The organism is Candidatus Thiodictyon syntrophicum (assembly GCF_002813775.1).
Taxonomy (GTDB): domain Bacteria; phylum Pseudomonadota; class Gammaproteobacteria; order Chromatiales; family Chromatiaceae; genus Thiodictyon; species Thiodictyon syntrophicum.
The window spans coordinates 72,191-85,985 of the sequence record NZ_CP020370.1; the positions used below are offsets into that span (position 1 = coordinate 72,191).

The window sequence follows — 13,795 nt, forward strand, 5'->3', positions numbered from 1 at the left end:
AGTTGTCCGCGAGCCCTTGCAGCGCCCGGTCGGCGGCCCGCTTTCAGCCGTTGCATCAGAAATAAAGGGCGCTGACCCGCCACCCGCCCCCGGCGAAGCGCATCCGGACCACGACCGGCGCCGTGACCGCGCCGCCCAGGCGCAGCGTGAAATGCAGCGGGTGGTCGAAGAAGGCCCAGGAGAGGGCGGGCCAGAGGCCGGTCCCAGGCGGGGAGCGGGACAGCAATTGTTCCCGCACCCAGGCCAGCGTGACCTCCTGCTCCAGGGCGCTGGTGCCGCGGCGCCGGATGGCCTGTTGCAGCCACTCGATGAAGTCGTCGGAGAAGGGACCCAGGGTGCCGCCGGCGTCCTTGTTGAGGGTGCGGCGGATCGCATCCCGCACCGCGGCGAGGTCCACCAGCCGCGTCAGGCTGGCCTGGTCGTTCCGGACCAGGGCCCGGTCCAACTGCCACAACGTCAGGAAGGGCCAGGCCAGCCAGCCGTACATGACGAGCAGCAGCGTCATCAGGACCCGGCCTAAGCGCCGTCGCCGGGCACTGATGACCCGGCCGCCCCACCGGGTGTCGGCCGCCGCGGGGCCCAGCCTCATGCCGACTCCGCTTGCCGCTGCTCCAATTCCTCCCCGACCTCCAGCCACTGCGTCTCGGCGACCGCCAACTCGGCCGCGACCCGGTTGCTTTCCTCCATCAGGGTCAGCAGGCGCGGTTTGGCCTCCGGGGCATAAATCTCGGGCTGCGCCAGGGCGCTCGCCAGTTCCTGGTGCCGGGCGGCCAGCCGCTCCAGGGTCCGCTCCAGGGCCTGGAGGCGGTTGCGCAGGGGTTGCAGGGCGCGGCGCAGGTCAGCGGACTGGCGGCGCTGCTGCTTGCGGTCGGCGCCCTCGCGGGCCTCGGCCTCGGGGCGCGCGCCGGTGCGATCCGGGTCGCGGGCGGCGAGCCAGGCCGGGTAGTCGTCCAGGTCCCCATCAAAGGGTGCGACCAGGCCGCCGTCCACCAGCAGCAGGGTGTCGGCGGTCACGCGCAGCAGGTGCCGGTCATGGGAGACCAGCACCAGAGCGCCCTCGTACTCCTGGAGTGCCTCGCTCAGGGCCTGGCGCATCTCCAGGTCCAGGTGGTTGGTGGGCTCGTCCAGCAGCAGCAGGTTGGGGCGCTGACGGATCAACAGGGCCAGCACCAGGCGCGCCTTCTCGCCGCCGGACAGGGGCGCCACCGGGCTCGAGGCGCGATCCCCATCGAACCCGAAACCGCCCAGGTAGTCGCGCAGGGCCTGCTCGGTGGCCTTGGGGTCCAGGCGTTGCAGGTGCTTGAGCGGGCTTTCATCGATCCGCAGTTGGTCGAGCTGGTGCTGGGCGAAGTAGCCGACCTTCAACTCCTGGGCGGTCTCGCGGCGTCCGGCGCTGGGTGCCAGGTCACCGGCCAGGACCTTGACCAGCGTCGACTTGCCGGCCCCGTTGCGGCCGAGCAGGCCGATCCGGTCGCCCGGGTTGAGGCTAAGGTTCAATCCCTTGAGGATGGGCCGGCCGGCATAACCGGCGGCCAGCCCCTCCAGACGCAGCAGGGGGTGGGGCAGGTGCGTCGGGGCCTCGAAGCCGAAGTGGAAGGGTGAGTCCACATGGGCCGGGGCGATCAGTTCCATGCGCTCCAGGGCCTTGATCCGGCTCTGTGCCTGCCGGGCCTTGGTCGCCTTGGCGCGGAAGCGCTCTACGAAGCTGTGGATGTGGGCGACCTCGCGCTGCTGGCGTTCGTAGGCCGACTGCTGCTGGGCGAGGCGCTCCGCGCGCTGGCGCTCGAAGGCCGAATAGTTGCCGGCATAGAGGGTGAGGCGCCCCTGCTCCAGGTGCAGGGTGTGGCTGACCACGCTGTCCAGAAAATCCCGGTCGTGGGAGATCAGGATCAGGGTGCCCTGATAGGACTTGAGCCAGGCCTCCAGCCAGATCACCGCGTCCAGGTCCAGATGGTTGGTCGGCTCGTCGAGCAGCAGCAGGTCCGAGCGGCACATCAGGGTGCGGGCGAGCGCCAGGCGCATCCGCCAGCCGCCGGAATAGCTGTTCACCGGCCGGCGCTCGTCGCCCGGGGCGAAGCCCAGCCCGTGGAGCAGGCGCCCGGCGCGGCTCTCGGCCCCATAGCCCCCGATGGACTCCAACTGGCCGGCCAATTCACCGTGACGCAGACCGTCCCCGGCCGCATCGGCGGCGGCCAGGTCCAGTTGGATGCGCCGCAGTTCCCGATCGCCGTCCAGGACGAACTCGATAGCCGGCCCCGCGCCGTCCGGGGTGTGCTGGGCGACATGGGCCAGTTCCCAGCCGGCCGGCAGTGAGCAGTCCCCGGTGTCCGCGTGCAGTTCCCCGCGCAGCAGGGCGAACAGGCTGGACTTGCCCGAGCCGTTGGCCCCCACGAGACCGACCTTCTGACCCGGATAGACGGTCAGACTGGCCCCGGACAGCAGCAGCCGCGGACCGCGGCGCATTGATAGATCAGTAAGTTGCAGCATCTTCAGTGGCACGTCCAGCGGGCAAATGTGGTCGTTGTCGTAATCGTTGTCGTAATCGGAGAAGCGATGCAGTTTGAGGTGCGAGAGAATCCGGGGCGCCAGCATAACCTCGATTACGACAACGACAACGACAACGACAACGACAACGACAACGACAACGACGCTAAAAGTATCCTCTAATGGACTTGTTTGACCTCAATTAGTAACCGTTCCTGGGTGCAGGGTTCACGCCGCCCCCCGATCCAGCCGCCGGTAGCCCACCGCCTCGCCCAGATGGGCCGCGGTGATGGCCTCCATCCCCGCCAGGTCGGCGATGGTGCGCGCGACCTTGAGTATCCGGTGATAGGCGCGCGCCGACAGGGCGAGCCGGGTCAGGGCCTGCTGTAATAGCCGCTGGCCCTGATCGTCGAGCGCACAGTCGCGCTCGATCTCGCGCGGGCGCAGGGCGCAGTTGGGCCGCCCCGCCCGGGCCTGCGCCCGTGCGCGTGCCGCCCCGACCCGCGCCCGGGTCGCGGCACTGCCTCCCTCACCGCCCGAGACGCCGCCCGGGGTCGGACCGGCCAGCCGGGCGAGATCCAGCCGCGGGACCTCCACATGCATGTCGATACGGTCCAGCAGGGGGCCGGAGATGCGCCCGCGATAGCGCGCGACCTGCTCCGCCGTGCAGTGGCAACGCCCGCTCTCGTCGCCCAGATAGCCGCAGGGGCAGGGGTTCATGGCCGCCACCAGTTGGAAGCGCGCCGGAAACTCCGCCTGGCGGGCGGCCCGGGAGATATGGATGTGCCCGGACTCCAGGGGCTCGCGCAGCACCTCCAGCACCCGCCGGTCGAACTCCGGCAATTCGTCCAGGAACAGCACCCCCAGGTGGGCGAGCGAGATCTCCCCCGGGCGCGGGTTGCTTCCCCCGCCGACCAGGGCCACGCCGGAGGCGGTGTGGTGCGGGGAGCGGAAGGGCCGCTGCCGCCAGGTCGTCGGGTCGAAGGCATCGCGGTCGCTGATGGAGCGCAGGGCCGCGGTCTCCAGGGCCTCGGCCTCACTCAGCGGCGGCAAGAGCCCGGGCAAGCGATTGGCGAGCATCGACTTGCCGGTGCCCGGCGGGCCGATCAGCAGCAGGCTGTGCCCGCCCGCCGCGGCCACCTCCAGGGCGCGCTTGGCGTGTTCCTGACCCCGCACCTCCGCGAGATCCGGGTAGTCCGGGTCAGACACCGCGGCCGTATCCGGCACATAGACCGGCAAGGGGTCGGTGCCGTTGAGGTGTCCGCACAGGTCCATCAGGTGGCGCGCCGGACGCAGCTTGAGCCCGCCAACCAGGCCCGCCTCTGCCGCGTTCTCCGCCGGCAGGATCAGTTCGCGTCCGGCGCGTTGAGTCGCCAGGGCCGCCGGCAAGACCCCGCTGACGGGGCGCAGGTCGCCGGACAGGGCCAGTTCGCCCAGGAATTCATAGGCGTTCAGTTGCCCCGACCGGACCTGACCGGAGGCGCCCAGGATACCGAGCGCGATGGCCAGATCGAAGCGCCCGCCCTCCTTGGGCAGGTCTGCCGGGGCCAGGTTGATGGTGATGCGCCCGAGCGGAAACTGGAAGCGCCCGTTGAGCAGGGCGCCCCGCACCCGGTCCTTGCTCTCCCTGACCGCCAGTTCCGGCAGCCCGACGATGGAGAGGGCCGGCAGTCCGCCGCCCAGATGGACCTCGACGGTCACCAAAGGGGCGTCGATCCCTTCCCGGGCTCGGCTATACAGCACGCAGAGTGACAATGACGGGATACCTCGGGTGTGGGCCCCGGCAGGACCGGCGCCGCGCAGGGCCAGGACCTGCCCGCCATTATTAGGGAGTCGCCCCGGGACAGTCTCTCGGCGACCTTGATCATCAATAGACAGGAGTAACCGGATTTCTCAGGATTTACAGGATTTGTCGTGAATGCGCGCCGCATCCTGTCAATCCTGAAAAATCCTGTTAATCCTGTCCAATTTCTTCAGCTTACGCGAGCGCCTGACCGGAATCGGGAATTCGGCCTCGCGGCACTAATCGAGCCGGTGTTCCTTGATCAGACCCTCACGGTAGGCATGCAAGAGGGCGTGCAGTTCGTCGATCTGGCCCTGGATTTCGCGCCCGCGGTCGGTGTCGCCGATCAGCATCCGGCGCGGATAGGTAGCGATGACCTCGGTCGCGGTGTCGATATCGAGTTCCTCCGACACCGCCTTGTGCGTCGACTCGAAGGGCTGGTGGGCGGCGAGCAGCAGGTAGCGCGAATTGGAAATCAGCGTGTAGCCGGCGATGCCGGTCTCCTTCTGATAGGCGCGCGAGAAGCCGCCGTCGATGACGATCAGCCGGCCGTTGGCCTTGATCGGACTCTCGCCCTTGCCGACCTTGACCGGCACATGGCCGTTGATGATGCACCCGCGGTCCGGGTCCAGGCCGAATTCGGCCAGGATCTTGCGGGCGCTCTGCGGCGTGTCGCGCAGCGAGTAATAGGGGTTGCGCTGCTCGACATGCGTCGCCTTGTCGGCGATGAAGGCGCGCTCGAAGGTGGCCATCTTCTCCTTGCCGAAAAGCGGTGACTGGGGAGCGCACCACAGGAACCACATGACATCCATGCCGTACTGCTTCTGCGCGGGGTTGTCGATGTCGAAATAGCCTTGCCGGGCCAGCCGGTCGACCCGGTCGAGAAAGGTCCGGCCGCGGAACGACTCGCCATCGACGTTGAAGGCGCGGAACTCGCCGTCCTCGTTCATGGCGACGCAGCCGTGATAGAGCAGATTGCCGTCATGGACCAGGTACAGGCTGCCGTTGGCGAAGAGAAAGCGGGTATGCTGTTGCAGCTTGCGGCTGTTGAGGAAGGACTGCAGCAGCTTGTCCATCACCGACTGCTCTTGCGGCGTCAGGGCGTCCGGGGCGGCGGGGTCGATCGTCGGGAACAGGGTATCGCGCAGCGGATGCTCCACCCCGCCCAGGGTAATGACGCCGCGCGCGTAGTCGATCTGGTCGAGCAGCAGGCGGTCATTCATCAGATAATGCGGGCGGCGCTTGATGACCTGGCTCTCCAGCTTGAACTGGATGATGGTGATGGCCTTCTGCATCTGCGCCAGCAGGCGGATCTCCTGGCTGGTGAAGTTGTGGTCCTTGGGCAGTTTGGGAATGAACAACTCACAGGGGTCGTCCTGGTAGGTCTCAAGCGCGAAGGACGCCAAGGGCAACATGCTGATACCGTAACCGTTCTCCAGCGTCTCCATGTTGCCGTAGCGCAGGCTGAAGCGGATGACGTTGGCGATGCACGCCTCGCTGCCCGCCGCCGCGCCCATCCACAGGATATCGTGATTGCCCCACTGGATGTCGACCTGATGGTATTGCATCAGCGAGTCCAGAATGATGTGGGCACCCGGGCCGCGATCGTAGATGTCGCCGATGATATGGAGTCTGGCCACCGCCAGCCGCTGAATGAGTTCGGCCAGGGTGGTGATGAAGGTCAGGGTGCTGCCGGTCGCGACGATGGTGTCGATCTGGCTTTGGTAATAGGCGGTCTTGGACTCGACTCCCTGCTGGTCGTACAGCAGTTCTTCGATGGTATCGGCGACGTGACTGTGGAGAAAGCCGCGCACCGTTTCGCGCCGGTACTTGGCGGTGAGGCTGCGACAGAACCTGACCAGGCGGATCAGCGTCAACCGGCTCCATTCGTCCCGGTCTGCGACGCTGCGCAGCATCAGGGGTCCCTTCAGCTCGGGATAGTAGATCAGCGTGGCCAGGTTGCGCCGCTCGGGCTTGGTCAGCGCGTCGCCGAACATTTCCTCGATCTTACGCCAGATCGACCCGGCGCCGTTGCGCACGACGTGCTCGAAGGCCTCGTGCTCGCCATGGACGTCGGAGAGAAAATGCTCGGTCCCCTTAGGCAGTTGCAGCAGGGCCGTCAGGTTGATGATGGCCGTGGAGGCCGCCTGTATCGACGGGTGCTTTTCCGACAACAGGTTCAGGTATTTCAGTGAAATGTCCGAATCTTTATTGGGCATGAGAGCGGTACTCGCGGGCGGGTGCGGGTCAAGGAACGGTTGGTCAATAAATGAAACAAGTCGATTAGGGGGTGCTTGTCGCGTCGTTGTCGTTGTCGTAATCGAGGTTATCGTCGCGCCCGGATTCTCTCGCGCGCCGGATCGCATCGTTTCTCCGACAACGACAACGACAACGACAACGACAACGACAACGATTGTGTTGTGTTTACCTTGTTCCTGACTCGTTACCTAAGGGTCCGCTAGTCCGCCCGGGTCCCGGCGAGGGCCAGCACCCGCTCCAGCTCCGCCACCTGGGCCTCCAGACGGGCGAGTTTCTCGCGGGTGCGCCCGAGCACGGCCGTCTGGACGTCGAACTCTTCCCGGTTCACCAGGTCCAGGCGGGACAACCCGGCCTCCAGGGAGCCGCGCAGATTCCGCCCCAGGTCCTCCTGCAGGGTCTTGAGCCCGTCGGGCAGGGCGCCGGCCAGGCGCTGGGCGAAGTCGTCGAGTTGCTTCGGATCGAACATGACGGGGATACCTCGGGGTGTGGAGCCCGGCGCGACTCGTGTCCGCGGGGACTGGGGGTGTGGAGACCATTATAGGGAGTCCTGCCGAAACCGTCTGTCGCCAAAAACTGCACCAATGTAGGGCGGCCCCGGGTCCGCGGGGCAGGCAAAGCGACCGTACTTGGTGCGGTCACCTGTTGGGATTTCGTCACAGGCCGCCCGTTGCCGTTGTGATTTGGGCACAGACGCTTCTGGCACGTAACCTGCATTAACACTGCGTAACTTGACCAGCCTGACTCGCTGCGCCCGCGTCGGCACCGCCTGATCGCCATCCCCAGGCCGCGTGGTCTCGCGAGATTCGGCTCCCGCTCCCAACCCTAGTCCGACCCCATGAGGCACGAATAGATGAACGCACCCCGAGTCCGCACGGCCTGTGCCGTTGCCGCACTGCTCAGCGCCGGGCACGGCATCACGCAGCAGGCCCTGGCCGCGGACGAATCTCCCCATTCCCTGAAGGCCAACGTCGCGCTTACCAGCAACTATATGTTTCGCGGCATCAGTCAGACCAACAACGGCCCGGCGGTCCAGGGCGGCTTCGACTACACCTATGTCCCGTGGAGCCTGTACCTGGGCGCCTGGGGCTCGAATGTGGACAGTTCGTCCGGCAGCGGCTACTACTATCTCGACCAAGGCAATCAGCAGGTCATCGTCGGACCGGATACCGCGGATGCACTGTATCAGTCGTTGAAGGCCCCGGGCTACGATGGGGCCAGCATGGAACTGGACCTGAAGGCCGGCTGGGCACCGACCTTCGGCAAGCTCAGCGTCGACCTCGGTTACCTGCGCTACCAGTATCCGATGACGAAGACCGACGCCAACAATACCAATGAATACCACCTGGGCCTCGGCTATGACGTCATGGGCTACTTCACGCCCAAGTTCACGGCCAACTACAGCGAAGATTTCTATGGTCTCGGGGGCGCCTGGTACTACGACCTCCAGGTCGCCGTCCCCCTGCCTTATGCCTTCAGCCTCACCGCGCACTACGGCTGGACGCGCTACAACCATAGCGTAAACAATGGCGGCGGCTACAGCTACGACGACTACAGCGTGAGCCTCTCGCGCGAGGTCTACAGCGGCGTTGTGCTTGCCCTCGCCTGGGTCGACCGCACCGACACCGACCTGTGCGCGGCGCCCTTCCAGTGCGGCAGTACCGGGGTCTTCACGCTCTCCAAGTCCTTCTGAGGGCCTGTCTACAATCATCGGAGCATCGCGTCATGAAACTGATTTCCGCCATCATCAAGCCCTTTAAACTCGACGACGTGCGGGAGGCCTTGGGCGACATCGGCGTCTCCGGCATCACCGTCACCGAGGTCAAGGGCTTCGGCCGCCAGAAGGGCCACACCGAGCTCTATCGCGGGGCCGAATACGTGGTCGATTTCCTGCCCAAGATCAAGCTGGAGATCGCGGTCGACGACCAATTGGTCGACAAGGTGATCGAGGCCATCACCAACGCCGCCCGCACCGGTAAGATCGGCGACGGCAAGATCTTCGTCTTCAACCTGGAACAGGTCGTTCGTATCCGCACCGGTGAAACCGGTTCGGAAGCCCTGTGACGCGCGACTGACCCCGAAGGAGAGCAAGCGACTATGAAACCATCGACGCAACGGACCCTGGTGCGGGTCCTCGCCGGCGCCCTGGCCCTGACGCCCCTGATCGTGGGTGCGCAAGAGGCCCCGGTACCCACCATCAACGCCGGCGATACCGCCTGGATGCTGACTGCCACGGCGCTCGTGCTGTTCATGACCATCCCCGGCCTGGCACTCTTCTACGGCGGCCTGGTGCGCGCCAAGAACGTGCTCTCGATCCTCATGCAGTGCTTCGCCATCACCGCCCTGGTGACGGTGCTGTGGACCATCTATGGCTACAGCCTGGCCTTCGGCAACGGCGGCGCCCTGAACAGTTGGATCGGCGGACTCGACAACCTGTTCCTCAAAGGGATCGGACTGACCTCGATCTACGGGACCCAGACGATTCCCGAATCGGTCTTCATGACCTTCCAGATGACCTTCGCCATCATCACGCCGGCCCTGATGGTCGGCGCTTTCGCCGAGCGTATGAAGTTCTCTGCCCTGATGTGGTTCATGGGCCTGTGGCTGACGCTCGTCTATGTGCCGGTCGCCCACTGGGTCTGGGGCGGCGGTTTCCTGGGTACGCTCGGCGTGCTGGACTTCGCCGGCGGCACCGTGGTGCATATCAACGCCGGGGTCGCCGGTCTGGTCGCGGCGATTGTGATCGGTAAGCGCAAGGGCTTCCCGACCACGGCCATGCCGCCCCATAATCTGGGCTATACGGTGATCGGTGCCTCCATGCTGTGGGTCGGCTGGTTCGGCTTCAATGCCGGCAGCGAGTTGGCGGCCGACGGCGTGGCCGGCATGGCCATGGCGGTGACCCAGATCGCGACCGCGACCGCGGCGCTCAGCTGGATGTTCGCGGAGTGGTGGGCGCACGGCAAGCCGAGCGTGCTCGGTATCGCCTCGGGTGCGGTTGCCGGTCTGGTCGCCATCACCCCGGCCTCCGGCACCGCGGGCCCCATGGGCGCCATCGGTATCGGGCTGGCCGCCGGCGTCCTGTGCTTCCTCGCCTCGACCAAGCTCAAGCGCAAATTCGGGTATGACGACGCACTCGATGTGTTCGGGGTGCACGCCGTCGGCGGTATCGTCGGCGCCATGCTGACCGGCGTCTTCGCCAGCGCGGTCCTGGGCGGCAAGGGTCTGGCCGAGGGTCTGACCATCGTCGATCAGGTCATCAAGCAGGGGATCGGTGTCGGCACCACCCTGGTCTACACGGCCATTGCGAGCCTGATCATCCTCAAGCTCGTGGACTTGGTCATTGGCCTGCGTGTCACGGAAGAGCAGGAGACCGAGGGGCTGGATCTCGCGCTGCACGACGAGCGCGGTTACATCCTCTAAGGCGTTGCGGGCGGCAGTCGCCGCCCGCACCGATGAAGGCCGGACCCCAGGGTCCGGCCTTTCTTATTTCCGCAAGCAGTCGCCGGCGTGCCCAGCGTTGCGCGGCCCCGCCTTGAACCGCCGGCCCTGCCCTCCTTGGCAAGGGTGCTGAGTCAACGGCGCGCCCCTTGTTTGGGTCGCGCCGGTGCGGTGGGATTGAATCAGCGCCGGTCGAGCGGGATCCACTTGCGGTTTTCCGGACCGACGTAGTTGGCGCTCGGACGGATGATCTTGTTGTCCTGGCGCTGCTCGATGACGTGGGCGGTCCAGCCACTGATGCGTGCCATGACGAAGATGGGCGTGAACATCGCGGTGGGGATGCCCATCTGGGAGTAGGCGACGGCGGAGAACCAGTCGAGGTTCGGGAACATCTTCTTGAGATCCCACATGACGGTCTCCAGGCGCTCGGCGACCTCGAACATACGGGTGTCCTGGTTGGCCTCGGACAGCCGCCGGGCGACGGCCTTGATGACCTCGTTGCGGGGGTCGCCGACCGTATAGACCGGATGCCCGAAGCCGATGACGATCTCCTTGCGCTCCATGCGCTCCTTGATGTCTCTTTCCGCCTCGTCGGGGTCGGTGTAGCGCTGCTGGATCTCGCAGGCGACCTCGTTGGCGCCGCCGTGCTTGGGACCGCGCAGGGCCCCGATGGCGCCGGTGATGGCGGAATAGATGTCTGAGTTGGTGCCCGCGATCACCCGTGAGGTGAAGGTCGAGGCGTTGAACTCGTGCTCGGCGTAGAGGTTGAGCGAGGTGTGCATGGCCCGCACCCAGGCGGTCGAGGGCGAGTGCTGGTGCAGCAGGTGCAGGAAGTGTCCGCCGACGGAGTCGTCGTCCGTCTCCACGTCGATACGCCGGCCGTGCCGGGCGTAATGGTGCCAATACAGCAGCATGGAACCGGCGCTGGCGATCAGGCGGTCGCCGATGGCGCGCGCACCGGCATAGGGCATGGACTCCTTCTCGGGCTCCAGCGAGCCCAGCAGCGAGACCCCGGTGCGCAGCACGTCCATCGGGTGGGACGAGGGGGGGAGTTGCTCCAGGGCCGTCTTCATGGCCGCGGGCAGACCGCGCAGGGCGCGCAGGCGGTGCTTGTAGGCGACCAGTTCGGCCCGGCTGGGCAGGTGTCCGTGGATCAGAAGATGGGCGATTTCCTCAAACTCGGCGTGATCGGCGAAATCGAGGATGTCATATCCACGGTAGTGCAGGTCGTTGCCGGTACGGCCAACGGTACAGACGGCGGTGTTGCCGGCGGCGGTGCCGGAGAGTGCGACGGACTTCTTCGCCTTCGGCAACTGGCTTTCTTGCTCGGCCATGCTGGTCTCTCTCTTGGGTCAGTGATGATGTAGGGGGGGATTTATTGTCCGCAAATAAACGCAAATGAACGCAAATTAAAGATACGGCCAATGCGGCGCGCAAGTGCCGGCGAAACGAATCGCTGACAACCCGCCGTGAACACCGCCGCGGGGGCCTTGATGGTCGTTCCGGCCGGAACGCCTGTAGGGTGCGCCGCGCGCACCCCGGCCACCGATGCACTTGCGTTCGCGCGAGGTGCGCGCGGCGCTCCCTACGACGATCAGCCGCGGCCGGTAGTCGCGCGTCAGGTGTGAACCGCGATCATTCCACTTTTATTTGCGTTCATTTGCGTTCATTTGCGGACCAAACTCTTCTTAGTCCTTGTCCGCCACGAACAGGGCGTCGAGCTTCTGCTCGAAGCCGTGGTAATTGAGATAGTCGTAGAGCTCCATGCGGGTCTGCATGGTGTCCACGACATTGGCCTGGGTGCCGTCGCTCCGGATTGCCTGATAGACGTTGAGCGCCGCCTTGTTCATGGCGCGGAAGGCGGACAGGGGATACAGGACCAGCGAGCAGCCGGCCTCACCCAATTCCTTGGTGGTGAAGAGCGGGGTGGCGCCGAACTCGGTGATGTTGGCCAGCACCGGGACCCCGACGGCGGCGACGAAGCGGCGGTACTGCGCCAGTTCCACGATGGCCTCGGGGAAGATCATGTCGGCGCCGGCCTCGACACAGGCGATACCGCGCTCGATGGCGGACTCCATCCCTTCCACGGCCAGGGCGTCGGTGCGGGCCATGATGACGAGGTCATCGGTGCGGGCGTCCACGGCGGCCTTGATACGGTCGACCATCTCCTCCTTGGAGACGATGGCCTTGTTCGGGCGGTGCCCGCAGCGCTTGGCCGCGACCTGGTCCTCGATGTGGATCCCGGCAGCCCCGGCGCGGGCCATCTCACGCACGGTGCGGGCGATGTTGAAGGCGCCGCCCCAGCCGGTGTCCGCGTCCACGAGGAGCGGGAGCTCGGTCGCGAAGGTGATGCGGCGCACGTCCTCCAGCACGTCGTTGAGGCTGGTGATGCCTAGGTCCGGCACGCCGAAAGACCCGGCCGCGACCCCGCCCCCGGAGAGGTAGACGGCGCGGTAGCCGGTGCGCTCCACCATCATGGCGTGGTAGGCGTTGATGGCGCCGACGACCTGGAGTGGGTGTTCGTCTTTGACGGCCTGGCGCAGACGGGCGCCGGGGGTGTTTGCTTGGGTCATGGGTCGGTCCGAGGTTGGGTGGGGGTAGCGGTTGCGAGTCGGCGCTCGACGTTGCGCCGGGAGGCGCGGATGTGTCGGCGCATCATGAGTTCGGCCAGTTCGCCGTCGCGTTCGGCGATGGCATCGAGGATCAGTTCATGTTCCTTGAACGCATCGCGCGCCCGGTCGCTGACCATCCCGAACTTGCAGCGGTACATGCGCGCCAGGTGGTAGAGGTCGTCGCACAGGATGCCGATTAAGCGCTGGTTGCCGCTGCCCTGGACGATGCGGTAGTGGAAGTCCAGGTCCCCTTCCTTCTGGAAATAGGCCTGCCAGCACTCCCGGGCGATCTCGGCGCGGTGTTGCGCGAGCAACTCCTTCAGGTCCGCGATCCCGGCCGCGGACATGCGCTCGGCGGCCAGCCGGGCGGCCAGGCCCTCCAGGGCCTCGCGGATCAGGTAGATCTCGATCAACTGCTCGCTGGAGAGGGTGATGACCCGCGCGCCCAGGTTGGGCCGACGCTCCACGAGATTGGTCGACTCCAGGCGGCGCATGGCCTCGCGCAGGGGGCCGCGGCTGATCCCCAGGCGGGCGGCCAACTCGGGCTCGCTGATCTTGCTGCCGGGCGCGAACTCGCCCTCGACGATCGCCTGGCGCAGTTGCCCGAAGACGCGATCGGCGATGGTGGAGGCCTCCTCGGGCGGGGACTCAGCGATGGCATCCATCAAAGTGTCGACACTTTAGCTAAAGTGGTGCCAAAGATAGCCGATCCTTGGGCTATGTCAAGCCACTGTGTCGACAATAAAGAGTATTGTGTCCATCAAGGATCGCGGGGGGCGTCGATCGCCAACTCGGCGCGTCATCTTCCCATGCGGGCAGGCGACTGTCGTCCATTAAGAGTACATGCCGGCGCAAGCAACCGGGGTAACCGCTACTTGCGGTAAGTGAGGTTGCGCGCGACGAATAAGCTTGATCGCCTAGTCAGGCTCGGCTCTGCCAGTTTGATGGGTCGCGGCTGCCGTGAAAGACGGCCAGAACGACAATGCGCCGTACCTCCACTCGGAAGTAGACGCTGTACGGGAACCGCTCCGCGGTAATGCAGCGTACGCCTTTGTAAACGGAAGCATAGACCTGAGGCTGCGCGGCAGCGAGGGCTACACAACGGTCAATTTCTGCGATGAACTCATGGCCAAGGTTGCGGCGCTGCGACTCGTACCATCTTGCCGCCTCGAGAAATTCTGTACGTCGACAGAACAGATGCTTGATGAAGCACGCCCCCCTG

General features: G+C 65.9%; 12 protein-coding genes. 3 read left to right on the forward strand and 9 right to left on the reverse strand.

Features of this window, described 5'->3' with window-relative positions; translation table 11 throughout:
* Positions 1-55 precede the first annotated feature (55 nt).
* The 5 genes from THSYN_RS00325 to ubiK all read right to left on the reverse strand — a co-directional run bounded on the left by THSYN_RS00325 (position 56) and on the right by ubiK (position 6,992).
* A complete protein-coding gene (locus tag THSYN_RS00325; RefSeq protein WP_100917377.1) occupies positions 56-589 on the reverse strand; it encodes a DUF2939 domain-containing protein in 534 nt (177 codons plus the stop codon).
* Complete coding sequence (locus tag THSYN_RS00330; RefSeq protein ID WP_100922241.1) at positions 586-2,487, reverse strand: ATP-binding cassette domain-containing protein; 1,902 nt, start codon at positions 2,485-2,487, stop codon at positions 586-588. Before THSYN_RS00330 ends, THSYN_RS00325 begins: the two co-directional genes overlap by 4 nt.
* 225 nt (positions 2,488-2,712) lie before the next feature.
* The gene (locus THSYN_RS00335) at positions 2,713-4,239 is read right to left on the reverse strand and encodes a YifB family Mg chelatase-like AAA ATPase (protein ID WP_100917378.1); all 1,527 of its coding nucleotides are present in this window, start codon (positions 4,237-4,239) and stop codon (positions 2,713-2,715) included.
* Positions 4,240-4,506: 267 nt separating this feature from the next.
* Positions 4,507-6,486, reverse strand: a complete 1,980-nt coding sequence (locus THSYN_RS00340) for a fructose-1,6-bisphosphatase (protein ID WP_100917379.1) — start codon at positions 6,484-6,486, stop codon at positions 4,507-4,509.
* A 239-nt stretch (positions 6,487-6,725) separates the two neighbouring features.
* Positions 6,726-6,992, reverse strand: coding sequence for a ubiquinone biosynthesis accessory factor UbiK (gene ubiK / locus THSYN_RS00345; protein ID WP_100917380.1), 267 nt, complete (start codon positions 6,990-6,992; stop codon positions 6,726-6,728).
* A gap of 384 nt (positions 6,993-7,376) precedes the next feature.
* On the opposite strand from ubiK, the gene THSYN_RS00350 reads away from it, so the two are divergent.
* The 3 genes from THSYN_RS00350 to THSYN_RS00360 are packed head-to-tail and all read left to right on the forward strand — an operon-like array spanning position 7,377 to position 9,943.
* Entirely contained in the window at positions 7,377-8,216 is an 840-nt protein-coding gene (locus tag THSYN_RS00350) for a TorF family putative porin (protein WP_100917381.1), read from the forward strand.
* A 32-nt stretch (positions 8,217-8,248) separates the two neighbouring features.
* Positions 8,249-8,587 (forward strand): P-II family nitrogen regulator, encoded by a 339-nt coding sequence (locus tag THSYN_RS00355; protein ID WP_100917382.1) that lies wholly within the window; start codon positions 8,249-8,251, stop codon positions 8,585-8,587.
* A 33-nt stretch (positions 8,588-8,620) separates the two neighbouring features.
* Positions 8,621-9,943, forward strand: a complete 1,323-nt coding sequence (locus THSYN_RS00360; protein WP_100917383.1) for an ammonium transporter — start codon at positions 8,621-8,623, stop codon at positions 9,941-9,943.
* A gap of 200 nt (positions 9,944-10,143) precedes the next feature.
* On the opposite strand, the gene prpC is transcribed toward THSYN_RS00360, so the two are convergent.
* The 4 genes from prpC to THSYN_RS37110 all read right to left on the reverse strand — a co-directional run bounded on the left by prpC (position 10,144) and on the right by THSYN_RS37110 (position 13,779).
* Positions 10,144-11,295 (reverse strand): bifunctional 2-methylcitrate synthase/citrate synthase, encoded by a 1,152-nt coding sequence (gene prpC, locus THSYN_RS00365; RefSeq protein ID WP_100917384.1) that lies wholly within the window; start codon positions 11,293-11,295, stop codon positions 10,144-10,146.
* Positions 11,296-11,649: 354 nt separating this feature from the next.
* On the reverse strand, positions 11,650-12,534 hold the full coding sequence (prpB, locus tag THSYN_RS00370) for a methylisocitrate lyase (protein ID WP_100917385.1): 885 nt from the start codon (positions 12,532-12,534) through the stop codon (positions 11,650-11,652).
* Complete coding sequence (locus tag THSYN_RS00375; protein ID WP_100917386.1) at positions 12,531-13,238, reverse strand: GntR family transcriptional regulator; 708 nt, start codon at positions 13,236-13,238, stop codon at positions 12,531-12,533. Before THSYN_RS00375 ends, prpB begins: the two co-directional genes overlap by 4 nt.
* Before the next feature lie 256 nt (positions 13,239-13,494).
* Positions 13,495-13,779: a type II toxin-antitoxin system RelE/ParE family toxin gene (locus tag THSYN_RS37110; RefSeq protein ID WP_100922242.1), complete on the reverse strand. Its 285-nt coding sequence runs from the start codon at positions 13,777-13,779 to the stop codon at positions 13,495-13,497.
* Between the last annotated feature and the right edge of the window lie 16 nt (positions 13,780-13,795).